Here is a 22,835-nt window from a genome sequence, read left to right as displayed (position 1 = left end):
AAAAAGATCAAAGATTTGCATTAAACCTATTAGCATGGAGTAAGGGAAGAGCCGCCAATGACTCATTACAAGCCATCATAAAAACAAGATTCCCGAATGGTGAGACGGTGAAAAGTGCAGATGCGATGAGCATGTTAAAGGAAAAGGATTTAAGTAAAAAAGATTCACTGTTAAAAATATACATGAGTAAATACCCTGAAAAAACTGATGTGAAAGATTTTTACCTTGATTATATCAGAATGCAATTGGTCTCGGGTTATCTGAAAGATGGAAATATTGCGGAGAGTAATAAATATGCTGCTCAGGTAAAGGATAAATTAGGGTTGGCAAGAGGGCTGAATAATGTGGCCTATGAGTGGGCCCAGAAAGGTGCAAAACTAGCCGAAGCAGAAAAATTATCCAAACAATCATTGGATATTATGCAGGAGAGTATGAAAAAGCCGGTTGCCAGACCTTATAGTTCTCTTAAAAGTGTAATTAAAGATAATAACAAAACTTATGATGGGTATGCCGATACCTACGCATTTATTTTGTATAAAGAGGGTAAATACGCCGAAGCACTAAAATACCAACAAGGCGTATATGACCACAATACCAGTAATAGTACCGGAATAAATGAACATTATGTGCTGATATTAAATGCATTGGGTAAATATGCGACTTCTAAACCGATAATTGAAAATGCTATAAAAAGCAACAATAGTTCGGCTGTTTTAAAAGAGGAATTAAAGAAAGCTTATATTGGTTTAAACAAGAGTGAAGCAGGCTACGACCAATACCTGGCGCCGTTGATGGCTATTGCCAATAAAAAGAAAATAGAAGAGCTTGCCAAACAAATGATCAATCAACCGGCTATCCCTTTTTCATTAAAAGATTTGGATGGCAATACGGTTTCATTAGCTGGTTTAAAAGGTAAAACCGTAATAGTCGATTTTTGGGCTACCTGGTGCGGCCCTTGTAAGGCATCCTTTCCCGGGATGCAAATGGCCGTAAATAAGTATAAGGATGACCCCAATGTGAAATTTTTATTCATCGACACATGGGAACGTGAGGCTAATTACGTTGACGGAGTTAAAAAATTCATTGCTGATAATAAATATACTTTTAATGTGCTGCTTGACGAAAAGAATGATGCCGGAAAGCAAGCAAAAGTGGTATCACAGTTTGACGTTCCTGGCATTCCAACAAAGTTTATTATTGATAAAAACGGGATTATAAGATTTAAGAAAGTAGGCTTTGAGGGTTCGGCAGATGATCTGGTTGATGAAATCAGTACGATGATTGATCTGGCTAATGAGCCGCAATTGGCCCAGGTAGGGGGTAAATAAAATATTTAATAAAAAAAGAATGCCACCCGAAGCGTGGCATTCTTTTTTACAATTATTAAAAATTCGGCTTCAATACATACTTGTTGTAGAAACGGGTGATATGCTCCACGGCTTCTTCGGCGGTATCAACTACACGATACAGATTAAGATCGTCGGGGTTGATGTTGTGCTGCTCGGCCAGCATTTTTTCTTCCACCCAGTTAAACAGGCCCTTCCAGTATTCTACCCCAACAAAAATAATAGGGAAACGGGCAATTTTACCTGTTTGTATCAATGTGATCGCTTCGAACGACTCGTCCATAGTGCCGAAACCACCAGGCAGGATGATAAAGCCCTGCGAATATTTCATGAACATTACCTTGCGGATAAAGAAGTAATCAAACTCCAGTATCTTATCCCTGTCGATGTATTTATTATGAAACTGCTCAAACGGCAATTCGATATTTAAACCCACCGATTTACCGCCAGCTTCAAAGGCGCCTTTATTGGCTGCTTCCATAATACCAGGGCCGCCACCGGATATTACGCCATAGCCATGCTCGGTTAGCAGGCGGGCGCTATCTTCGGCCAGTTGATAATACTTGTTATCGTTATGGGTACGCGCCGATCCGAATATGGATACACATGGGCCTATTTTAGCCAGTTTCTCAAAACCGTCGACAAATTCGGCCATTATTTTAAATATCTGCCAGGAATCGGTCACTTTGATTTCCTGCCAGTTTTTGTTTTCAAACGCTTGTCTTATTTTTTCTTCGCCTGTCATTATCTTATTCTGTAGTGTAATTAACTATAACGTTGCTATTTTGTTTTTTTGATGTAGAGGTAAGCAACAATCCCACAAAAGTAATTAATCCGTTTACAATGATCAGCTCATTGCTAAAAACATAGCCTCCTAAAAGCGTGGCTGATTCTCTGCTCAAAAAGTAACATACCGCCGGCGATATCAGACAAATAAACGGCACCAGCTTGTCGCGTACCTGCCGGTTGCTCACAAACAGACCAAAGGAATACAGGCCCAATAGCGGCCCATAAGTATAAGAGGCCACCTCAAAGAGTTTACTTACTACCGCATCATTATTAATGGCATTAAATATCACAATGGTTAAAAACATTAGCCCTGAAAAAGCGATGTGCACTCCATGCCTGATGCCTACCATTTTTTTGCTGTTGAGGTCGCCTTTTTTGTTGAAGTTTAAAAAATCGACACAGAAGGAGGTGGTGAGCGCTGTAAGGGCCGAATCGGTAGTGGCAAAAGTAGCTGCCGTTAAGCCAAGCATAAACACCATGGCCGGTACTATGCCCAGGTATTTAAGGGCGATGGTAGGGTACAGATAGTCGGTTTTATCTACATGGATGCCATATTTGTTGGCATATATCCAAAGCAAAGCGCCCACGCTTAAAAAAAAGATATTGATCACCACAAACACGCCTGTAAAGCTGAACATGTTTTTTTGCGCTTCTTTGATGTTTTTAAGACTCAGGTTCTTTTGCATCAGGTCCTGATCAAGCCCCGTCATGCCCACGGTAATGAATAAACCACCCAGGAAAGCCTTAGTAAAATGGAGCTTGCTGCTCAAAAAATCGTTAAAGAAGAATATCTTGGAATAGCTGCTGTCTTTAATGGCATTGGCAGCTTCAAAAATATTCATGTGCAGGCTCTGGCAAATAAAATATATCGACAAGAATACAGATAGCACCAGGAAAAAAGTTTGCAAACTATCGGTAATAATAATGGTTTTTAAACCGCCCTTGAACGTGTACGACCAGATCAACAGCAAACAAATGAGCACAGTAACGGCGAAAGGGATATGGTAACTATCGAAAATGAACTTTTGCAGCACAATAACCACCAGATAAAGCCTGAATGCGGAGCCGATAACTCTGCTGATTAAAAATATACCTGCTGCGGTTTTATAGCTCCAGGTACCCAATGCGCCTTCGATATAACTATAAATGGAGGTGAGCTTAAGCCGGTAATACAACGGCAGCAGTACTGTGGCAATGATGATAAAGCCAGCGGCATTACCCAATACAAACTGAAAGTAAGAGAACTGATCGCCAGAGGGGGCGCCGACTTTGCCCGGTACCGAAATAAAAGTTACCCCGCTAAGCGCCGTGCCGATCATCCCGAAAGCCACCAGATACCATTTGGAGTTGCGGTTGGCCACAAAAAACGTATCGTTATCCGATGATTTTTTTGAAGTAAGCCATGATATAACTAATAGCACCAAAAAGTAACCAATGATAAATGAAAGTAGTATTCCGGGCGACATATGTTTGTTTTAAGTCTGCAAGACCGAAAGTCGGGGATTCCGGAAGTTCAGATCTCTGTTTAATCCGAAAGTCGGAAACTTTTTTTACAAAAGGTAATTTTGATTTCGGAATTCGCGTGTTGGGGTTCGGATTTTATCGGTGTGCCGGTTTTTATATTCAGCTTTAAGCACCCGGCTTTGGAAGAGGTAGGAGTTTGGGCTTATGAATCCCTTTTTGTTCAAAAAGAGATTTATTCGTCTCGAAATGTATCTGCGATATCCAGTTCAGGTAAGATTCGATGGGTTCCAGGCCAATCTCCTTCCTGCGCGCATTGACAGCCAGGCTATCAGTCAATGCACGGGGTATAGCCTGGCAACTATCATTACGATAAGTAACCTGGGTGCCGTATAGTTGTTTGCGGCCAGTGTTGAGGCGCACCCGGTCGGTTAAGTATGCAAAATTTTTAGGATCGGCATTGTGTTTGGTTAATTCGGGTTTCATTGCTGCCAATATCCTTTCCTGTAATGCCGGGTCATAATCAGAATGCTGAGCCATCAACCAGAAAGCATTACTGCTTTTTTCACCAACCAAATCGTAACCTGGGTAGCCATAGTGTTTCAAAATATTACTGAGCAAGCGTCCATGTGTTTGAAAAATGCTGTCTTTGTATTTCTGCCATTTTTCAGGCGGTAATTTATTGGTCTGTGTACTGGTAAAGCCGGCAACGGTTTGGTCAACAGAAGCCCATTTGATCAGGCTATCAGCAAGAGCTTGATTAAACTTTTTAGATTGAGCCTCAACCTTGCCGATGCAGCACCCCATTATGAGCAGGTATAAAAACAGGTTTTTCATAGTTAGGATATTTATAATCACTAAGCTAAAAAAAACAAAAGATCACTTTCATTTAAACCGGGTAATAATGCTATTACGTTTAATATATCGGGTTAATGCCCCGGTTAACAAACGGGTTAACGATTTTTTTATAGGGTTTAATCATTATTTAAGCACGAGTTCGCCTTATTATTGTTATAAATAATAACCAATAGTTAAACCTTAATACTTAAATTTATGAGCGTACAAAAAACTTTCTTTTTTGCGGTTTTGGGTGCATGCACCGCTTTGCTGAGTTGTAGCAAAGCCAGGACTATCCCACCAAATACTGCTAACACCGATGCGGTAAGTAAACAGCAACAACTCCATGTACTCAACTGCTCCAACTCCAACGATGCCATTGCAGATTCGGCTTATTCGGCTTTTAATGCGGCCTGTTTTAACTCCAATACTAATTTATATTATAGCACCACGAACAAGGACGGTATAGCCGCTATATGGACGCAGGCCATTTACTGGGATATGGCTATGGATGTGTATAATCGTACCCATAAACCAGCTCAACTGGCCCGCGTAAATGCCATGTACCAGGGTGGCTTTAATCAGTACGATGGCTACAACTGGAACAATACCACCACCTGGTTTATATATGATGATATGATGTGGTGGGTAATGGCCCTGGCGCGTGCCCATCAGCTCACCGGTAACGCTGCCTACCTGCAAAATGCCAAAGCTGGTTTCGATCGGGTTTGGGCTGGCTCTTACGATCCGGTTGATGGCGGCATGTTTTGGGATTTTAACCATAGCGGTAAAAACTCCTGCATCAATTTCCCAACCGTTATAGGGGCTATGCGCCTGTATAATATAACCCATGATCAAACTTATTTAACCAAAGCACAATCCATTTATACCTGGGCAAAAAGCAACCTTACGGATGCCAGTACAGGCGAGGTTTATGATAATAAGATCGGCAGCAACCCTCCGTGTGGGCAGGCTTATACTTATAATGCCGGTACGGCCATTGGCGCTGCTTATTTGCTTTATAAACAATCGCATAATGCCGCTTACCTGGCTGATGCCAAAAGATATGCCGACTACGTAAAAAACAACCTATGCACCGATGGCATCCTACCTGCCGAAGGCGACTTTAACGAGCAGGGCGTTATGAAAGCCATATTTGCCGATTACCTGATGCCGTTGGTAAACGAGGGTGGTCAAACTCAATACCTGGACTGGATCAAACAAAATTTAACCACCGGTTGGTTAAACCGCGACAGGGTCCGTAACCTTACTTACCGCAATTATGCGGTAACCTGCCCAACCGGTTACATCCAATCATATGAAGCCAGCAGTCTGGTTACTTTCCTGCAGTTGTTCCCCAAAAATGTTTGCCTGTTTCCGCCGGGAGTAACATTTTATGCCAATACCATGTATGGCGGCGCCGCTACCAAGCCTATTCCTAAAGGCAACTATACCTTGGCCCAGCTACAAACTTTTGGCTTTATTGATAACTGGGCATCATCGGCAAGTATACCTGATGGCTGGACAGTGACCATGTACAGCGATGATAATTTTCAGGGTACTGCATGGCAGCTGAATGCCGACACTCCGCATTTTCCTAATCTTACACCCACGGCTAATGATGTAGTGTCGTCGGTTAAAATACAATAACCTTTACTTTATTAAATCCCGAGCCTCCCGTTGTATAGCGGGAGGCTTTTTGTTTTAGATTCCAGCTTATAGTCGGTGTTATCACCATAGGTGTTCGGAAGATTCTTATTTTGGCTAAAGCCATCAAATACTTCTATTATCCGTCCCATAAATGGGACGGCAATGAATGGAAAACTTATTGATTTACCATTTATTGCCGTTGGTTTTAACCAACGGATTACAAGTAAATCGCTATTGGCTTTAGCCAAATCTGATGTTTAGTACTTATGTTGATTCTTCCGAACACCGGTGGTGAAAACACCGACCACAGACTAAAGATTATTTTTATTTAAACCTGAATTTCGAATCTGATTCTTCTAAGAAATCATGAGCATCTTGTAATTGTCGATTAATTATTGGTCGTAATGTAGGATCATCAGGTATCAATTCTAATTGGTTCCTATGAACATAGTCACTTATCGAGGTATGCAATTCTAAATAAAAAATATCTTTAAACCCTTGCTTTTTACTTCTCCACAAAAAGACATTATAAGTCTTAAATTGCAAATCCAGTATATGAGTGGCATATAAAATTGATGATATAATAGCTGACGCATAATGTGTTTGCAATGGGAATTTTTGATCATCGTCTATAATGTACTTATTGCACTCCTTAGCTTTGATTGTTAGTTTATTCTCTATGGCTGAGATTACTTGCAATCTTATTGTATAATAACCTACATATAAAGCCACGAGTAAGGCAATTATAGAGATTACAATAGCTATCCACGGAGCAAAATCAAATCCTGTTTCACACATTATAAAATCACTAAATTATTTTTCCAAAACTACGGTAACTTTTCAAAAAGCAAACTTTCAAAATTATAACCCCCGCCTGCTACAATAGATTGCAGGGTAATGGTCCTTTTGTTTCCATTACCGAACAAAACAAACGTATCGGCATCTATTTCCGAATTTTGCCATTTGAAGACAAATGTGTCTTTTTGGTATGGATATAACCAACCCTTGAATTGTGAAGACCTCTGTGAAGCAAACCAAAGCCGATTGTAGCGTAAGGTTATACTGATATTACCGAACCATTTGTCATGGTAATTACCAGTATATTTTTTTATATCGCTGATTTTATTCCCTTGTTCCTGGTGTACTTGTTTCCATACCTCGGCCTTTCGTTCTGCTGTTTTCTTTTCATTATTTTGTGAACGGGTAAGGTCCTCTGCACATCTGTCGGTACCGGTAACGCCTAAATAGCCATCTGTAATTTGATCTGCAATAGCGTAAGCGGCATTGCTTTCGTTATTGGTCAATACTATAATGCCTAATCCAATTTCAGGGATCATGGATATTTCTGATACCATCCCCACATCCTGACCTGTATGGAATATCTGTTTATAGCCTTTTACATCAAGAACAAACCAGCCCAAACCGTAAGCGGCAAAGTGCGTATGATAAATACCACCGTTACCAACAGGTATATTGGTTTGGGGTGTCCACAATTGCTTAGCCGTTTGTTCACTTAATAACTGTTTATCGCCATGCCTGCCACTATTCATCAGCATCAGAGCCCACTTGCTCAGGTCCTCTACGTTGGAGTAAATGCCACCTGCAGCATCATCTTTAGTAGAAGTATAGCGCGTAACTACCCTCATCGTATCATTTACTTTATTATGTGCATCAATTATATTGGTATTCAGCTTGCAGTCATTGTACGATGCCGCGCTTGAGTTCATTTGTAATGGCTGTAACAACCGTTGTTCTATAAAATCTTCCAAGCGCATTTTTGATACTCTGGCAATAATTTCTCCAGCAACAAGGTAAAGGTTATTATCATAAGCAAATTTACTTCTGAAAGAGTAGGCTGGTTTAATGAATCTGAGATTATAAATGATATCCTTTACAGTAAAATCCGTGGAGTCAGGATCGTGCATCAGGTCGCCGGCACCAGTTGCCAGTCCGCTGCGATGGCATAGCAGATCGCGAATGGTTAATTCCTGGGTAGCATAAGCGTCGTAAAGTTTAAACTCCGGGATGTATTTGATCACTTTATCGTCCCACTGAAGTTTCCCTTCATCAACCAGTAAGCCAAGCGCGGCCGCGGTAAACGCTTTGGTATTGGAGGCTATTCCGAAAAGAGTTTTTGAGGTAACAGGCTGCTGTGTACGCAAGGAGCGTACGCCAAAACCTTTGCTGTATATCAATTTTCCGTCCTTGATGATCCCGACAGCCAAACCCGGCACCTGGAACAGCCGCATGCCCCTTTGGGCTATGCTATCTATTTGTATTTTACTAGGTACTTGTGCAAAAACTGATGGTGCATTACTAAATAAAAATGCAATAAGCAGAAATGGAAAGCATAGGCTGCGAGGTGATTTCATAAAACAACTTTCAGCAAGTTATAAAAAAGTCGCTGCTATGGCAAGTGGGTTTTTATGATGGGTGATAACACCAGCCACGGCTAAATAATGGGAATAAGTAAATAAAGGTTAGAGATTTGTTCCCTAACCCATACTTACTTATTTACAATTATATTTCATATCCAGCACGTAGCCAAACTCATGTTTATCAGTAGTGGTAAATTTAACAATATTGCTTTTGGCATCTTTGTCATAGGTGTAATTCTCATAGAAACCATTGCTATCAAAGCTTTTTAAGGGTAAATTTTTGGAGGTTTTACCAAAATAGGCCTTTAAAGCTTTATTATAGTGCTGCGGTAACCAATTCACCAGTTGTTCATCAATCAAGTTATTTTTTGCTGCATCAGTAGTATACTGAATAGTAGCTGTATGGCTATAGTTGGGGTTGCTGTCTGTATAAGCATCGGATGTGAGGTTGCCATCGGTATAGGTATATTTTGATGAGGACCCATCGGTTGAAACCTCCTGAATTAAATAGCCATCGGTATTATAGGTATAATTTGTTTCTTGGTGACTATCAGCATAAATTGCTTTTATAATTCTGCCGCTATTATCTAATTTATAGGTAATGATGGCCCCATTGCTTCTTTTTACGGTTATCTGATCATTTGCATAAGTATATTGATCTAGATAAGGGTCATTGGCAGAGTCCCACTTTAAAGTAATTACTCTTCCCTTATCGTCATAAGTATAAGTGGTTTTGCCAACTTGTCCTACGCCTGTACGTTTAGCAGTATAGGTACCCTCTGTTAATGAACAGGTTTCTTCTTTTTTGTCTGGTTGTTTGTTATTGTCTTTTTTGCAGGAAGTTACAATCAGTAATGAAACTGAAAGCAGTAATAAGGATTTTTTCATTTTGTTTTTGTTTTTATCGATAACCGCCTTGCTCAAAGTCAGGAAAGCGTGACGGTTATACAGGTGTATTTATTTATTTTTCTGTAGATAGCAATTAATCATTTGGCAAATTTCTTTGAGCCGGCAACACACAAAATTACCCCGATGGTAACGCCTACCATGCCTATGCTTACCTTTTCGTGCAATAAGGAAGCTGCCAGGGCCAGGCCAAAAAATGGTTGTAACAATTGTAATTGACCCACGGCAGCAATACCTCCCTGGGCTAATCCCCGGTACCAGAATACAAAGCCAATGAGCATACTGAATACCGAAACATAAGCCAGGCCCACCCAGGCAGATGTCCCAACTTCCGAAAATGACGGCGGAAGCAGGAAGAATAGGATAGGTACCATAAAAGGTAACGAAAGCACCAGGGCCCAGGAAATTACCTGCCAGCCGCCCAGCGTTTTGGAAAGTTTTGCCCCTTCGGCATAGCCCAATCCGCATAAAATAATGGACAGTAACATCAGGATGTCTCCAATGGGCGATGCGGAGAGTCCCTGTAAAACGGCAAAGCCTATAACAAATAAGCTCCCCAGTATCGAGAATATCCAGAATGCCCGCTTAGGGCGTTCGCCGCCGCGTATAACACCGAATATGGCTGTGGTAAGCGGCAGCATCCCCAGGAACACAATAGAATGTGCCGAGGTGATGTGCTGTAGGGCTAGGGCTGATAGTAGCGGAAAGCCAATAACACAGCCTACAGCCACAATAGCCAAAGAAAAAATATGCTCCCTTGCCGGGCGCTTCTCTCTAAAGATCAACAGAACGCAAAGAGCAATCAAACCCGCGATGGTTGCGCGGGCAACCGTTAAAAATAGGGGGTTAAAACCCTGCACAGCGGCACGTGTGGCAGGCATCGAACCGCTGAATATCAGTATGCCGATGAATCCATTGATCCAGCCACTGTTACTGTTTGCTGCTAATTTATGAGGAATTGCTTTACTACTGATCATGGTATGATGGTTAATTATTATTGGGGCAAAAATAAATAAGGAATAATAAAGGTTACAGGCTCAGTTTTGTATATTTTGATGGATACAGTTATATTTGCAGCATGAGCAGGGATTTTCTTTACAATGAAATTGCAAATGGAATTGTCATCCAGATCACTGGAGGGGTTTTACAACCCGGAGACAAGTTGCCTTCGGTAAGAATGCTATGTAAGGAGCATGGCATCAGCATGAACACCGCCAAAAGAGTGTTCCTGGAACTGGAAGCGCAATCATTGATCGATTCCAAACCGCAGTCGGGATATTTTGTGAGCAGGTTACCTTATCAAAAACTTCCCCTCCCCGAAGTAAGCCGGCCATCATCGTTGGCTAACAGTAACGAACCCAACGAATTGATCAGTAAAGTATATGGCAATATGGGGAATAGCGGGCTCACGCTTTTTTCTATCAGTGCGCCCTCCGGCGAGCTGTTACCCCTGGCTAAGCTAAAAAAGGAAATAGTGCATGCCACACGGGAACTCAGGGAAGGCGGCACAGCTTACGAGCCTTTACAGGGCAATGTAAAATTGCGAAGAATGATCGCGGTCCGTTCTTTAGCCTGGGGAGGGAATTTGCATGAAAATGACCTGGTGACTACCGGCGGTGCCATGAACGCGGTTTCGCTTTGCTTAATGGCCCTGGTAAAGCCAGGTGATACTGTAGCTGTGGAAAGTCCTTGTTATCCCGGCATTCTGCAGCTGGCTATAAGTCTCGGATGTAAAATACTGGAATTGCCAACACACCCTGTTACCGGTTTAGAGATTGATGCTTTAAAAGAGGCCCTTCCCAGGATTGATATTTGCCTGTTGGTGCCTAACTTCAACACGCCGCTGGGTAGCTGTATGCCCGATGAGCATAAAAAAGGAGTGGTTGCTCTTTTGGCCAAACATCATATTCCGCTAATTGAAGATGATATTTATGGCGACCTGTATTTTGGTACACAACGCCCAAAATGCTGCAAAGCATTTGACAAAGAAGGCAATGTTTTATGGTGCGGCTCGGTTTCTAAAACTTTAGCGCCGGGCTATCGTGTGGGTTGGGTGGCGCCGGGTAAATACAAAGAAAAATTACTCAAGCTAAAACTGATTCATTCCATATCCTCTCCGTCCATAATGCAGGAAGCGGTAGCCAATTTCGTAACTACGGGTAAATATGAAAATCATTTGCGCCAGCTTCGCCGTACGGTGGAAGACAATTATCAAAACTATCTACGGGCTATAGCCCAATATTTTCCGGAGGGCACTAAAACCAGCAGGCCCCAGGGTGGACTTTCACTTTGGGTTGAATTTAACAAGGGAATTGATACCGCGAAATTGTATGATTTGGCTATTAAACAAGGTATCTGCATTGCGCCGGGGCGAATGTTTACCCTGCAGGATCAGTTTGAAAACTGCATGCGGCTCTGCATCGGCTTACGCTGGTCAGACGAGCTCAAGTTCAAACTCAAACAATTGGGCAATCTGGCCAAGATGGCTTGAGTATTTCAATAAAAAATTATTGTTTATCGATAAATGTTATCTATAATTGTGTAATTTTTCTTAAAAACGAAACCATTATGGAAATTACTACCAAACGGACGCTGCCCATATTGTTCGTCCTTTCCTGGATAATATTTGTTGGCGTATGTATTGAGGCCGGCGGGTTTATCTTAAACGCTTTTTTTGCAGTGGTGAATCCGGCTGTTGTAAAACATCTTTGGCACGAAGCCGATCTGTCGACCCTTTATCAGTATAGCATGTGGCATTTTGTTGCGGAGATGTTATTGATGAGCGTTGTAGCCGTAATGAAAGCCTGGTTGTTTTACCTGATCATTAAAATTTTGCACGATAAAAAACTCGATATGGCTCAGCCTTTCAATCGGGATGTGAGGCGGTTTATTTTTAATATAGCTTGTATTACCTTCATGATCGGGTTGTTTTCGTGGTGGGGTGTTCAATATACCGGCTGGTTGATTAGGCTGGGAATAGCCATGCCCGATGTACAATATTTGCGGCTGGGTGGTGCCGATGTGTGGCTGTTTATGAGCGTTACCCTTTTTGTAATCGGGCAGATATTTAAAAGAGGTGTCGAAATTCAGGCAGAAAACGATTTAACTATATAAGCCATGCCAATCATTGTAAATTTAGATGTGATGATGGCTAAACGAAAAATGTCATTAAATGAATTGTCCGAAAAGGTTGATCTTACCCTGGCCAATCTTTCTATCTTAAAAACAGGCAAAGCCAAGGCCATTCGTTTCAGTACGCTGGAGGCCATTTGCCAGGCCTTGGACTGTCAGCCGGGCGATCTGCTGGAGTATTCAAAAGGATGATTCGCGCTTGTAATGAAAAGGAATAAACCAGTGGCTGGTGATAAACACCGACCACTGGTTAAAGAGATTTTGAATACTTTTTTAAACTAATTTACTTTAGTTTAAAAAAGCATAAAATGCAACACCATCATTTGTCCAGGTACCATCGTACGGCGTTTTGTTCGGACTGAAATAATGATCCTCATAAGCATTTTTACCAGAGCCGCCCTGTGTTCTGAATGAATAAATAGGCACAGTTCCTGCAACATTTGTTGCGTATGCATAAAGTATAATGCCATTTTGCGCCCATGCTCCCCATCCTGGGTTGGGATTTGCCGAAAGTATACGATCGTTTAATTGTGGGTTATAATATTGATAAATGGGAACGGCTCCGTTATAAGGAGTAGAATATGCCTTAAACGGCTGACCGTTTGGATGCCAGCCATCGCTTAAATACTGCTGGTACATATTAGGATTTAAGTTATTAGCATGCCTACCCTGTTTATTGGTATAAAAGTCATAAACCTCCTGCGGCGCAAGTACTATCTGTTTATCGCTAATATGTTTGTCGACAGCCGCCTTAACCAGTGCTTTTTTAGCAGGATCGGCTATAAAATCATACAGATAAAGCGCGTTTCCTACGTCAATCAAAGCAGCGTTAGTAACACTGATACTGCTTTGCCAACTTCCGATATTAACGGTTTCGCTTGTGTTACCGTCTTTATCAACAGCTATAGTTCTGCCTGAATTTGTTCCGCCATAAAACTTTACGGTATATTCTTTCTGGCTTGTGGCTGTTGTAATTTGGGTTACTTGTTCTTTACTCTTATCAGCACTCAAATTAACACCAATGATGTTCAATACACTAACACCTAATCCTACTTTTACGTCCGACGTTTTTTTGGTATAATCAGTTTCGCCTAGTGTAGCACCGCTATAATTAAATCTTAAACGGCCACCTATACTAATATCCAGCATTACGTGGGTACCATATCTGGCTACTAACTGGTCGGCTGTAAGCGTGGCTACATTGTTGATGAATTCCGGGGTTAAATATTGCGTTAATAAGGCCGTGGTAGCGTCACCGGTAAATCTTATCCTTTTTATCTTTTGCGATACTTCGTAGGTTGAGTAGGAGTATCTGCTTGAATAGGAAGTTTTGTTTTCGTCAGAGCTGTTTACACTCAAGCTCCCGGTGAAAAGATTTGTAGAGCTCTTTGGCGTAGCACCTTCAATTTTAGGATTGCTGTTGCCATTAATGTCGAATGATTTTTTTGAACTAACATCTTGTAAGTAGTCCCAGGCGGTGGCTCCGCCGTAGTACTGCTCTGTACCTTCGGTGGTAGTATTTACATCAATTCTGGTAAGATAGTCGGTTGCAAATCTGTTTACATCAAAAATAGGGGCATCAGATACGCTGGAAGCGTTCAGTAAATCGCCGGTAACATCCAGGCCGTAGCCTAATAAATCCCACTTACCATCGCCGCCAGACCGGGTTTGAAGTTTTCCGTCGGTAGCGGGAGTATTGTTTTTGGAAGGTGAAATGTCGCTTTGGCGCTTGCATGACCAAAATAAGGGAATAAGAAGAAAAAAATAGAGTTTTTTCATGAGTGATAAATGAATGGGTTTAAATAATATGTGATAAACATACTATTTATAATATTCATAAAGCACAAACCCGAAAGAAAAATTTATGAGCTTTTTCAACTATGGGAAATTGTCGTCGAAAGGGTGGGTAAAGGCTTATAAATGTTGCCGCCAGCGAGACACTGGTGTGAGGGAAACCTGACTGTGTCCATTAAACTTTGTAAAACTGATACTGAATAAACTACAGGCGTCAATCTATATTTACTTTATAGTATTTTTTTATAACAAAACCTTTAAGGTATGCATATTGCTATTCTTACATTCGACGGATTTAATGAGCTGGATTCACTCATTGCATTGGGTATTCTTAACCGCGTTAAGAAGCCCGACTGGCGGGTTTCTATTACCTGTCCAACAGCTAAGGTTAGCTCTATGAATGGAGTTGTTATTGAGTCTCAAGCCACACTGGAAGAAGCATGCCAGGCGGATGCAGTTATCTTTGGTAGTGGAAAACGGACCCGAGAAGTCGTTGAAGATCAGGAAATTATGGCCCGCTTAAAATTTGATCCAACCCGGCAATTATTGGCCGCCCAATGTTCCGGCGCGCTTATTTTGGCTAAGCTGGGTTTATTAAATGGCACACCTGCCTGTACCGACCTGAAAACCAAGCCATGGGTTGTAGCTGCCGGTATAGATGTTTTAAACCAGCCCTTTTTTGCCAATGGTAATATAGCTACAGTGGGTGGCTGCCTGGCTTCGCATTATCTGGCTGCCTGGATCATAGCGCGATTGGAAGGCATCGAGGCCGCCAAAAATGCACTAAGCTACGTGCTGCCGGTTGGCGAACAAGAAGAATACATGGAGCGGGCCTTACGCAATATCATGCCTTACTTACCGGAACCGGTAACTGTAGAAGAATTAAATTAAGCGGTTATTAGGTTTATCTCCTAATTTCTTTGACGTAAAATACCCTTTTTTTGTCGCGGGTAACCCTGACCTGTATGAGACACGTCGCTTATTTTTGTAATATGAGAAAAGTATCATTTGGCATGAACATTAGTCTGGATGGCTATTGCGACCACACCCTGGGCGAACCCAGTGAAGAGCTGATGGAGTATTTTACAGAAATGATGGATGATGTGGATCTGCTTTTTTATGGTCGGGTTATGTATCAGCTCATGTTTCCCTACTGGGCCGATGTTGCGAGAGACCGTTCCGGTTCTGCCGCTGAGGTCCGATTCGCGGAAAGGCTTGTCGCCATTGATAAGGTGGTGGTGTCGCGATCCCTGGAAAGCGTGGATGGCAATACAACAATCATCCGGAACGACCCGGCAGCTGAACTACGGAAACTGAAACAGCAGCCCGGCAAAACAATTTCGGTAGACACCGTAAGCATGTTGCCGGAGCTGATGGCAGCGGGCCTGATTGATGAATTTTATTTAGTGGTGCACCCCATTATGGCAGGTGGTGGACGGCATTTACTCGATGCCGGCAGTCTCCCGAAAAGCTTTAAGTTGGACCTGGTAGAAACCCGGACTTTCAAAAATGGCTGCGTAGCGCTTAGCTACCGTAAAAGGGAATGATGTTAATGAATTGAAAAGGCAGAATAACGGGACGAGCGTCAGCATAACCGTGGCGATATTTTCCAGGTAATAACGGAAGTGTTCCGCTAAAAATAACACACATATTCTACGGGCTACGAGTATCCACGCTGTACGAAATCCCTGACTGCGGACGCTTGCGGTAGGGGGGCATATTGCTTTATTTTATGTGTTTCAGTTAGTAGGAAACACGCTGTCCGAAGTCAGAGACTTCGACGATTATGCCAGTAGTCTGCACCGTAGCCTTCATTTCCCCATCCCACAAAAATTTCGTATCTTTATACAAACATCAGCCCGGTTACCCTGCAAAAAGAGTAACCGGGCTGTTTAGTTAAGAGCAAAACAAGACCAAAAACCGATCGTTTGGTATGCAGTTATTTGACAATCAATATTTTAATACTTTTTAAAGTTTTTAAAACCGCTCAAAAATTTGTTAAAAAGTGTTAAAATGGCGTTAAAATTTAGTTAAAGTGCCCAAAAAGTAAGTGTTTTTGCCCTGATTTTGGCCAGAAAAGTGTTAAAATCCAGGGTTTAAAAAGTCCCCAGAGCTCAATTTTAACAAATTTCATTTATTGACTTTTGTCAAATTGATCACCACTCTGCCGCCGGATATTTGGACAAGGATAAATTAAAACTCCCGGGTAAGGATCAATGAAAAATATTGTACTTATTTTATGCCTGCTGATGGCCGCCCAAATAGCCCATGCGCAAACGGCTGCGGTAAAACTCGCCAAAGTAGGCACCGCCACTCGTGATTTTGTCGATAGCCGCCGCAGTAATTGGCTGGGCACCGGTCCGCGGCCGCTCCGTACGGTGATTTGGTATCCGGCCGGCAATGGGGGAGTGGAGGAGCAAATTGATGATCCACAGCAGTTTGCCTCGCCGGTGACTGTATATCGTGATGCTGCCATAGTTGGTAAACGTAAATATCCGCTCATCATGATATCGCATGGCGCGCAGGGCAATCCGGTACAAATGCGCTTGCTGGGCTATTACCTGGCTTCCAGGGGCTTTATAGCGGTCATTGTGGCTCATAATGGCACCACCCCCGAAGAACGTCGCGTAACAGAAAACGACCGTACCTTGTCTGATTTTTGCATGTGGGAGCGCCCCCGGGATATATCGGTAGTGATGGATAAAATACTGATGGACAAGGAGTTTAAAACACGGATAGACACCAGTAGAATTGCTGTGGCTGGTTTTTCACTAGGCGGGGCAACGGCCATTTGGCTGGCGGGCCCCATATTTAATATGGATAGCCTGGTAAAAAGTGAACCCGAGCCACCTGCCCAGATTCGCACTGCCATTAACCGGCTCATAGCCCTGTCTAAAACCGACCCGGTGATGATCCAATCGGCTAAACACCAAGGCAATTCCTTTCGGGACAGGCGCATCAAGGCCGTTTTCGCGCTGGGACCTGCTATTGGACATGCGTTTAGTAAGGGGAGTTTGCAAAGTATCACCGTGCCTGTACAAATTGTAGTAGGTGATGCCGACCTGATAGCTCCAAAGGAACTAAATGCGGTATACTACACAGAAAACATACCCACAGCCAGAAAACTCATTGTTTTACCCGGTGAACGTGGTCACTATACCCAACCGCAACTGGCCCATGAGCGTCCAGCTGAATTACAGGAGGTTAGCGAGATGGCCTACCAATTTTTTATAAGCACTTTAAAGCCGAATTGAGGACGTGCACGGTTTTTCTGAATTGCGGGTTATTCATTAACTTCGTGCTATGAATTTTTCGTCCAAATTGCTGGAGAATGCCGTAGCGGAGTTTGCCAAACTGCCGGGAGTAGGACAAAAAACCGCCCTGCGCCTGGTGCTGCATTTATTGAATCAGGATAAGCAGGAGGTGGAGCAGTTTAGCAAGACTATCAGTAAGTTACGAAACGAGATACAGTTTTGCAGTATTTGCCATAACATCTCAGACCAATCGGTATGTGAGATCTGCTCGTCGCATAAACGCGATCATAGCCTGATATGCGTGGTAGAGGATACCCGCGACGTAATGGCTATTGAAAATACCAACCAGTACAACGGCGTGTACCATGTGCTGGGCGGCTTGATATCGCCTATGGATGGTATCGGCCCATCAGATTTACAGGTGGATACTTTAGTGGAACGACTGAAGGCAAATGAGACCAAAGAGATCATTTTTGCCCTGAGCGCAACCATGGAAGGCGACACCACTTTGTTCTATCTTCATAAAAGAGTAAAAAACTTTAATATTACTATCTCAACTATAGCCCGTGGCATAGCTTTTGGAGGTGAGTTGGAGTACGTTGATGAGATTACCTTAGGGCGATCCATTGCTACACGTGTTCCGTATGAAAACTCACTGACAAAGTAGAAAGATGAAACTATCGGTTATCATTGTTAATTACAATACCTGCAACATGCTCCGCCTGGCGCTTAACTCTGTAGTAAGAGCCGCCCAGGACATCACGAATGAGGTTTTTGTGGTTGACAATGGCTCAACAGACCGCTCGTTGGCTATGATCCAGGAGGAATTTGCGGAGGTAAAGGTGATCGAGAATACCAAAAATGTGGGTATGGCTCAAGCCTATAATCAGGCCTTGAAACTGGTTTCGGGAGAGTATGTTTTAATGGTCAATGCGGATACTATTACAGGCAAAAAGACCATAGAGAAAACACTGGAGTTTATGGACATGCATACCGACTCCGGCGGACTTGGTATACGCATGATCACACCTGATGGCCGTTTCCTGAAAGAGTCAAAACATGGCTTCACCAAACCCTGGGGTATATTTTTTAAACTGACCGGGCTGGCTAAATATTTTTCAAAATCGCGCCTGACCGATGTGCTGCGTAAAGATTGGGTAGAGGAATTTCAAACTTCCGAAACCGATGTGCTGAATGGGGCTTTTATGCTGTACCGTAAAGAGGCCCTTGACCTGGCTGGTTTGCTGGATGAACGTTTCCATATTTACGGATACGATATCGATTTATCGTATCGGGTAAGGCTTACCGGGTTTAAAAACTACTATTTTCCAAAAACATATATCATCAACTTTAATACAAAGGGTAAGGCTAAATTTAGCTATACTTATATCAGGGAATTTTATGGTGCGATGATTATATTCGCCTCAAAATACTTGTTTAAGGTGCCCGAAATAAAAGTGGAGGGCTTACCGCAGCTTTACCCTCCATCATATGAAGTTGAATAATAAAATCGTTATCATCACAGGCGCCTCATCGGGCATTGGCAAATCGCTGGCTATTGAATGTGCTAAACACGGGGCAAATGTAGTATTGGCTGCCCGTCAATATGTTACCCTTTGTGAAATAGCGCAGGATCTGGAAAAGCAATACAATATTAAAGCCCTTGCCGTGCAATGCGATGTAGCTATTGAGGGCGATTGTGAACATCTGATCAAGCAAACATTAACCACCTTTGGTAAAATAGATGTGCTGATCAACAATGCTGGTATTTCCATGCGGGCCTTGTTTCAGGATGCAGATCTGAATGTATTAAAAACTGTGATGGATGTTAATTTCTGGGGAACGGTATACTGTACTAAATATGCCTTGCCCGAAATTTTGAAGACGAAAGGCAGTATAGTAGGTATATCGTCTATAGCCGGATATAAAGGCTTGCCGGGCCGCACAGGCTATTCGGCTTCTAAGTTTGCCATGAACGGCTTCCTGGATTCGATTAGGGTGGAGAATCTAAAGACTGGTGTTCATGTGCTTACGGCCTGCCCGGGTTTTACTACATCAAATATCCGTAACACGGCATTGACGAAAGATGGTAGTCAGCAGAGCGAAAGTTCTATGGACGAAAATAAAATGATGAGCAGCGAAGAAGTGGCCCGGATCATCGCTGATGGCATCGAAAACCGCTCGCGAACCCTTATCATGACTCGACAAGGTAAGCTGACCGTAGCCCTTAGTAAGTTTTTACCGGCATTTTTGGATAAGATGGTTTATAATGTTTTTTCAAAAGAGAAAAATCCGTTGCTGAAATAGTTTATTGGCTCATTGAGCTTATTTGCAGGGGAGTAACCCAATTAATAGAAGTGGCTTGTATGTACATTGTTTGTTGATGGCATTTTGTTTAAATTTGATTGTATGAAAAAGGCTGAAAAGATTTTTAGTGAGGCTGAGATAGAGCTTTTAAAAGAGGGGCTAAAACGAAGCTACAAAGAGCGTTTTCAAATGACCACCCGTTTATATAAAATTCAACAAACCCTAAGTAAAGCATCGATTTTACATAAATCTTTTATTAGCAAATAATTTGTGGATGTTTTTGACGAAGACATATTAAGTTTTTGGAGAGCGCTCCAAAACCACCAGGTTCAATATATTATGATTGGCGGATACGCCATAAATATGCACGGTTATCAGCGCTTTACGGGTGACTTGGACATTTGGTTAAAGGATGACCTGCTGAACCGTCAACAACTTCGGAAAGTTTTTATAGAGTGTAATATAGGTGACTATCCGATGATAGAGCACATGCAATTTATAGCCGGATGGACAGACTTTCACCTGAATAATGACCTTCGATTGGACATTCTTACAGAAATGAAGGGCCTTGAAAATTATTCATTTGATGAATGCCTGCAAATGGCCTCTGTGGCGGAAATTGATGGTATAATGATTCCTTTCCTCCATATAAATCAATTAATTCAAAATAAAAAAGTTATCAATAGGCCAAAGGATCAAATAGATGTAATGGCGCTTGAAGAGATAAAAAAGCTCAGAGGAGAATGAAAACTAATTCGCTACTGAACTTATGAAATCTTCTCAAAATCATTGATCTTATCCAGATGCAATACAACCCGGCCGTCCTGGTCGCGGTCAAATGTGGGTTTAAATTTGGCATCCCATACCATATCCTTATAGGTATAGGTAGTGCGGGAGTGGATGGTTTGGGAAAAGGTATCATCGAATATTCTTAGTAGTACCGAGAAAACTACCTGGGCTTTTTCAAAATCTTCCGGCGTAAAATCTTTCAGCGGACTATCCTCATCAATAGGATGTACTACAGTCCAGTTAATGGATAATATGCTTACAGCCTTACGTTCGAGTACCAATGGATAAAATTTACGTTCTGTTTTACCATTTACTTCTTCATTATAGGAAAAATTTACTTCAATATGCAAATCAATCAATACGTTATGCCTTGAGTTCGCCAACCTGAACATGAGTCCGGTTTTATCTCCTTTATACGGGGCAACAAGGATGTTTTCGCTGTATTTGATCTTGGCGGTAGGTTTTGAAAAACGGCCGTAAAGTAAGCCTGTAGCTAAAGCAAAAGCCAATAAACCCATCATGGATTCCAATGCTGCAACACAGTTGGCAGCCATCCCCTGCGGACTAATATGCCCGTAACCAACAGTAGATATGGTTTGTGCCGAAAAAAAGAAGGCATCCATAAAATGATCAAAAAGTGTAGCGCCGCTTTTACCGTCAAGACTATCTGGCCCCAGAGCAACATATATGCAGGCAAAGATGATATTGGCTACCATATAACCACTTAAAACAACCAGCCAGAACTTTGGCCAGCTCATGTTAATGAGGGTTTGGTAGCTGTTCAACCGGTTAAAAAAGGGGAGGCCAGTACGTTTTATATTGATAGATCCGTCTTTATTAATTACCGGCTGACTTTTTATAACCGGCTGTGTGCCAAAGCCAAGGTCGTCTTCCGGATTTACTTTTCGTGTGTTATGGTTCATTTGGAGTGTAAGCTTTTCGGCTTTTGCGTAAATTTATCATTCTGTTTGCTTTTAGTAAAAACTATTTCCATATTTGTGGCACAAATGAAAATGATAGTATCAAACAATAACTGGTGGTGGCTTAACGATTAATCGTAAGGCAATTCCGTTTTTTGTTTTTTAACATAATATTCAGAAGGGTTGCCATAAGGTAACCCTTTTTTGTTGCCCTCATTTTTTTGAGGGGTAAATTGAAGAAAAATTAATCATAAAAATCTCCCTGTAGGGGATAGGGCTTATGAAACAGATACTAAATCATCTTTTTGAACACAAAACCTTTACCCGGGAGCAATCAAAAAATATTTTGATAAACATTGCGCAGGGGCAGTATAACAACTCGCAGATGGCCGCCTTTATGACGGCATACTGTATGCGCAGTATCACGGTTGATGAGCTGGAAGGCTTTCGTGATGCAATGCTGGAACTTTGTTTACCCATTGATCTGGAAACTGGTCAGTTGATAGATCTTTGCGGTACCGGCGGCGATGGTAAGGATACATTCAATATATCAACCCTGGCATCGTTCGTCGTAGCTGGTGCGGGCTATAAAGTGGCTAAGCATGGTAATTATGGGGTATCATCGGGTTGCGGTTCATCCAATGTGATCGAATACCTGGGCTATCAGTTTACTAATGATACTGATAAGCTGAAGACCAGTATTGATAAAGCAAACATTTGCTTTTTACACGCGCCTCTGTTTCATCCGGCTATGAAAACGGTGGCCCCTATACGCCGCGAATTGGGTGTAAAAACATTTTTTAATATGCTGGGCCCACTGGTTAATCCGGCTAAGCCAGAGAATCAGTTGGTTGGTGTATTTAGCCTGGAACTCGCCCGCGTTTATGCATACCTGTATCAAAAATCGACCACCAAATACACCATCGTGAACGCACTGGAAGGCTACGACGAAGTATCGCTTACCTGCGATTTCAAAACGTTCTCTGCCGAAGGCGAAAAGATCAATACGGTTGAAGGTCTGGGTTTTGAAAAATTAGATCCCAAACAAATAACGGGTGGAGATACTGTGGCTGCATCAGCTAAGATATTTACAGATGTACTTAACAATCAGGGTACATTTGCCCAGAATAATGTAGTACTGTCAAACGCTGCACTAGCTATTAAAACCATTGGCCCTGAAAAAAGCTTTGCTGATTGTTATTATGAAGCAGAGGAAGCCCTTGTTGCTGGCAAAGCCCTGAATAGTTTCCATACTTTATTGCAGAATTAACA

24 protein-coding genes are annotated in these 22,835 nt (G+C 42.2%); 14 read left to right on the top strand and 10 right to left on the bottom strand.

Features of this window, described 5'->3' with window-relative positions; translation table 11 throughout:
- Positions 1–182: 182 nt before the first annotated feature.
- On the top strand, positions 183–1,328 hold the full coding sequence (locus tag BW976_RS12235) for a TlpA family protein disulfide reductase (protein ID WP_076373582.1): 1,146 nt from the start codon (positions 183–185) through the stop codon (positions 1,326–1,328).
- Between the two features lie 55 nt (positions 1,329–1,383).
- Here BW976_RS12235 and BW976_RS12230 read toward each other — a convergent pair whose 3' ends face one another.
- The 3 genes from BW976_RS12230 to BW976_RS12220 form a co-directional block, all read right to left on the bottom strand.
- Positions 1,384–2,091, bottom strand: a complete 708-nt coding sequence (locus BW976_RS12230) for an LOG family protein (RefSeq protein ID WP_076373581.1) — start codon at positions 2,089–2,091, stop codon at positions 1,384–1,386.
- A 4-nt stretch (positions 2,092–2,095) separates the two neighbouring features.
- Complete coding sequence (locus BW976_RS12225; RefSeq protein WP_076373580.1) at positions 2,096–3,601, bottom strand: sodium:solute symporter; 1,506 nt, start codon at positions 3,599–3,601, stop codon at positions 2,096–2,098.
- A gap of 163 nt (positions 3,602–3,764) precedes the next feature.
- The gene (locus BW976_RS12220) at positions 3,765–4,433 is read right to left on the bottom strand and encodes a DUF6624 domain-containing protein (RefSeq protein WP_076373579.1); all 669 of its coding nucleotides are present in this window, start codon (positions 4,431–4,433) and stop codon (positions 3,765–3,767) included.
- 216 nt (positions 4,434–4,649) lie between these two features.
- Between BW976_RS12220 and BW976_RS12215 the strand changes: the two genes are divergently transcribed.
- Positions 4,650–6,083 (top strand): glycoside hydrolase family 76 protein, encoded by a 1,434-nt coding sequence (locus BW976_RS12215; RefSeq protein ID WP_076373578.1) that lies wholly within the window; start codon positions 4,650–4,652, stop codon positions 6,081–6,083.
- An 11-nt stretch (positions 6,084–6,094) separates the two neighbouring features.
- Here BW976_RS12215 and BW976_RS29370 read toward each other — a convergent pair whose 3' ends face one another.
- From BW976_RS29370 to BW976_RS12195, 5 genes are all read right to left on the bottom strand, one after another.
- Positions 6,095–6,331: a hypothetical protein gene (locus BW976_RS29370; RefSeq protein ID WP_175614099.1), complete on the bottom strand. Its 237-nt coding sequence runs from the start codon at positions 6,329–6,331 to the stop codon at positions 6,095–6,097.
- Between the two features lie 76 nt (positions 6,332–6,407).
- Positions 6,408–6,881: a hypothetical protein gene (locus tag BW976_RS12210; RefSeq protein ID WP_076373577.1), complete on the bottom strand. Its 474-nt coding sequence runs from the start codon at positions 6,879–6,881 to the stop codon at positions 6,408–6,410.
- A gap of 29 nt (positions 6,882–6,910) precedes the next feature.
- Positions 6,911–8,455 (bottom strand): serine hydrolase, encoded by a 1,545-nt coding sequence (locus BW976_RS12205; protein WP_076373576.1) that lies wholly within the window; start codon positions 8,453–8,455, stop codon positions 6,911–6,913.
- A gap of 138 nt (positions 8,456–8,593) precedes the next feature.
- Entirely contained in the window at positions 8,594–9,349 is a 756-nt protein-coding gene (locus tag BW976_RS12200) for a DUF4595 domain-containing protein (RefSeq protein ID WP_076373575.1), read from the bottom strand.
- A 98-nt stretch (positions 9,350–9,447) separates the two neighbouring features.
- Positions 9,448–10,344, bottom strand: a complete 897-nt coding sequence (locus tag BW976_RS12195; RefSeq protein WP_076373574.1) for a DMT family transporter — start codon at positions 10,342–10,344, stop codon at positions 9,448–9,450.
- A 101-nt stretch (positions 10,345–10,445) separates the two neighbouring features.
- On the opposite strand from BW976_RS12195, the gene BW976_RS12190 reads away from it, so the two are divergent.
- The 3 genes from BW976_RS12190 to BW976_RS12180 all read left to right on the top strand — a co-directional run bounded on the left by BW976_RS12190 (position 10,446) and on the right by BW976_RS12180 (position 12,691).
- Positions 10,446–11,858, top strand: a complete 1,413-nt coding sequence (locus tag BW976_RS12190; RefSeq protein ID WP_076373573.1) for an aminotransferase-like domain-containing protein — start codon at positions 10,446–10,448, stop codon at positions 11,856–11,858.
- A gap of 77 nt (positions 11,859–11,935) precedes the next feature.
- A complete protein-coding gene (locus BW976_RS12185; RefSeq protein WP_076373572.1) occupies positions 11,936–12,481 on the top strand; it encodes a DUF2975 domain-containing protein in 546 nt (181 codons plus the stop codon).
- A 3-nt stretch (positions 12,482–12,484) separates the two neighbouring features.
- Positions 12,485–12,691 (top strand): helix-turn-helix domain-containing protein, encoded by a 207-nt coding sequence (locus BW976_RS12180; RefSeq protein ID WP_076373571.1) that lies wholly within the window; start codon positions 12,485–12,487, stop codon positions 12,689–12,691.
- A 96-nt stretch (positions 12,692–12,787) separates the two neighbouring features.
- Here BW976_RS12180 and BW976_RS12175 read toward each other — a convergent pair whose 3' ends face one another.
- A complete protein-coding gene (locus tag BW976_RS12175) occupies positions 12,788–14,278 on the bottom strand; it encodes an MAC/perforin domain-containing protein (RefSeq protein WP_076373570.1) in 1,491 nt (496 codons plus the stop codon).
- A 279-nt stretch (positions 14,279–14,557) separates the two neighbouring features.
- On the opposite strand from BW976_RS12175, the gene BW976_RS12170 reads away from it, so the two are divergent.
- The 8 genes from BW976_RS12170 to BW976_RS12140 all read left to right on the top strand — a co-directional run bounded on the left by BW976_RS12170 (position 14,558) and on the right by BW976_RS12140 (position 20,601).
- Positions 14,558–15,184 carry a DJ-1/PfpI family protein gene (locus tag BW976_RS12170; protein ID WP_076373569.1) on the top strand — a complete coding sequence of 209 codons (627 nt, stop codon included), beginning with the start codon at positions 14,558–14,560 and terminating at the stop codon, positions 15,182–15,184.
- Between the two features lie 74 nt (positions 15,185–15,258).
- Entirely contained in the window at positions 15,259–15,840 is a 582-nt protein-coding gene (locus BW976_RS12165; protein ID WP_245834686.1) for a dihydrofolate reductase family protein, read from the top strand.
- A 669-nt stretch (positions 15,841–16,509) separates the two neighbouring features.
- Entirely contained in the window at positions 16,510–17,547 is a 1,038-nt protein-coding gene (locus tag BW976_RS12160; protein ID WP_076373567.1) for an alpha/beta hydrolase family protein, read from the top strand.
- A 49-nt stretch (positions 17,548–17,596) separates the two neighbouring features.
- On the top strand, positions 17,597–18,214 hold the full coding sequence (recR, locus tag BW976_RS12155) for a recombination mediator RecR (protein ID WP_076373566.1): 618 nt from the start codon (positions 17,597–17,599) through the stop codon (positions 18,212–18,214).
- A gap of 4 nt (positions 18,215–18,218) precedes the next feature.
- The gene (locus BW976_RS12150) at positions 18,219–19,052 is read left to right on the top strand and encodes a glycosyltransferase family 2 protein (RefSeq protein WP_076373565.1); all 834 of its coding nucleotides are present in this window, start codon (positions 18,219–18,221) and stop codon (positions 19,050–19,052) included.
- The gene (locus tag BW976_RS12145; protein WP_076373564.1) at positions 19,039–19,854 is read left to right on the top strand and encodes an SDR family oxidoreductase; all 816 of its coding nucleotides are present in this window, start codon (positions 19,039–19,041) and stop codon (positions 19,852–19,854) included. Before BW976_RS12150 ends, BW976_RS12145 begins: the two co-directional genes overlap by 14 nt.
- Before the next feature lie 102 nt (positions 19,855–19,956).
- The gene (locus BW976_RS29365; protein ID WP_175614098.1) at positions 19,957–20,121 is read left to right on the top strand and encodes a hypothetical protein; all 165 of its coding nucleotides are present in this window, start codon (positions 19,957–19,959) and stop codon (positions 20,119–20,121) included.
- 3 nt (positions 20,122–20,124) lie between these two features.
- Complete coding sequence (locus BW976_RS12140; RefSeq protein ID WP_076373563.1) at positions 20,125–20,601, top strand: nucleotidyltransferase; 477 nt, start codon at positions 20,125–20,127, stop codon at positions 20,599–20,601.
- A 20-nt stretch (positions 20,602–20,621) separates the two neighbouring features.
- Here the strand turns inward: BW976_RS12140 and BW976_RS12135 are convergent, their stop codons facing one another.
- Complete coding sequence (locus BW976_RS12135; protein WP_076373562.1) at positions 20,622–21,566, bottom strand: ion channel; 945 nt, start codon at positions 21,564–21,566, stop codon at positions 20,622–20,624.
- 277 nt (positions 21,567–21,843) lie between these two features.
- On the opposite strand from BW976_RS12135, the gene trpD reads away from it, so the two are divergent.
- The gene (gene trpD / locus BW976_RS12130) at positions 21,844–22,833 is read left to right on the top strand and encodes an anthranilate phosphoribosyltransferase (RefSeq protein ID WP_076373561.1); all 990 of its coding nucleotides are present in this window, start codon (positions 21,844–21,846) and stop codon (positions 22,831–22,833) included.
- The last annotated feature ends 2 nt before the right edge of the window (positions 22,834–22,835 follow it).

This window comes from Mucilaginibacter lappiensis (assembly GCF_900155965.1).
Classification (GTDB): domain Bacteria; phylum Bacteroidota; class Bacteroidia; order Sphingobacteriales; family Sphingobacteriaceae; genus Mucilaginibacter; species Mucilaginibacter lappiensis.
This window is presented reverse-complemented; position numbering and strand designations above follow the sequence as displayed.

Bases quoted from the DNA above. Each gene is read 5' to 3' on its own strand.
- BW976_RS12205 (WP_076373576.1), bottom strand. From the start codon at position 8,455: ATGAAATCACCTCGCAGCCTATGCTTTCCATTTCTGCTTATTGCATTT.
- BW976_RS29365 (WP_175614098.1), top strand. From the start codon at position 19,957: ATGAAAAAGGCTGAAAAGATTTTTAGTGAGGCTGAGATAGAGCTTTTA.
- BW976_RS12195 (WP_076373574.1), bottom strand. From the start codon at position 10,344: ATGATCAGTAGTAAAGCAATTCCTCATAAATTAGCAGCAAACAGTAAC.
- BW976_RS12215 (WP_076373578.1), top strand. From the start codon at position 4,650: ATGAGCGTACAAAAAACTTTCTTTTTTGCGGTTTTGGGTGCATGCACC.
- BW976_RS12180 (WP_076373571.1), top strand. From the start codon at position 12,485: ATGCCAATCATTGTAAATTTAGATGTGATGATGGCTAAACGAAAAATG.
- BW976_RS12230 (WP_076373581.1), bottom strand. From the start codon at position 2,091: ATGACAGGCGAAGAAAAAATAAGACAAGCGTTTGAAAACAAAAACTGG.
- BW976_RS12170 (WP_076373569.1), top strand. From the start codon at position 14,558: ATGCATATTGCTATTCTTACATTCGACGGATTTAATGAGCTGGATTCA.
- BW976_RS12160 (WP_076373567.1), top strand. From the start codon at position 16,510: ATGAAAAATATTGTACTTATTTTATGCCTGCTGATGGCCGCCCAAATA.
- BW976_RS12185 (WP_076373572.1), top strand. From the start codon at position 11,936: ATGGAAATTACTACCAAACGGACGCTGCCCATATTGTTCGTCCTTTCC.
- BW976_RS12175 (WP_076373570.1), bottom strand. From the start codon at position 14,278: ATGAAAAAACTCTATTTTTTTCTTCTTATTCCCTTATTTTGGTCATGC.
- BW976_RS12150 (WP_076373565.1), top strand. From the start codon at position 18,219: ATGAAACTATCGGTTATCATTGTTAATTACAATACCTGCAACATGCTC.
- BW976_RS12135 (WP_076373562.1), bottom strand. From the start codon at position 21,566: ATGAACCATAACACACGAAAAGTAAATCCGGAAGACGACCTTGGCTTT.
- recR (WP_076373566.1), top strand. From the start codon at position 17,597: ATGAATTTTTCGTCCAAATTGCTGGAGAATGCCGTAGCGGAGTTTGCC.
- BW976_RS12220 (WP_076373579.1), bottom strand. From the start codon at position 4,433: ATGAAAAACCTGTTTTTATACCTGCTCATAATGGGGTGCTGCATCGGC.
- BW976_RS12210 (WP_076373577.1), bottom strand. From the start codon at position 6,881: ATGTGTGAAACAGGATTTGATTTTGCTCCGTGGATAGCTATTGTAATC.
- BW976_RS12235 (WP_076373582.1), top strand. From the start codon at position 183: ATGAGTAAATACCCTGAAAAAACTGATGTGAAAGATTTTTACCTTGAT.
- BW976_RS12225 (WP_076373580.1), bottom strand. From the start codon at position 3,601: ATGTCGCCCGGAATACTACTTTCATTTATCATTGGTTACTTTTTGGTG.
- BW976_RS12190 (WP_076373573.1), top strand. From the start codon at position 10,446: ATGAGCAGGGATTTTCTTTACAATGAAATTGCAAATGGAATTGTCATC.
- BW976_RS12200 (WP_076373575.1), bottom strand. From the start codon at position 9,349: ATGAAAAAATCCTTATTACTGCTTTCAGTTTCATTACTGATTGTAACT.
- trpD (WP_076373561.1), top strand. From the start codon at position 21,844: ATGAAACAGATACTAAATCATCTTTTTGAACACAAAACCTTTACCCGG.
- BW976_RS12145 (WP_076373564.1), top strand. From the start codon at position 19,039: ATGAAGTTGAATAATAAAATCGTTATCATCACAGGCGCCTCATCGGGC.
- BW976_RS12165 (WP_245834686.1), top strand. From the start codon at position 15,259: ATGAGACACGTCGCTTATTTTTGTAATATGAGAAAAGTATCATTTGGC.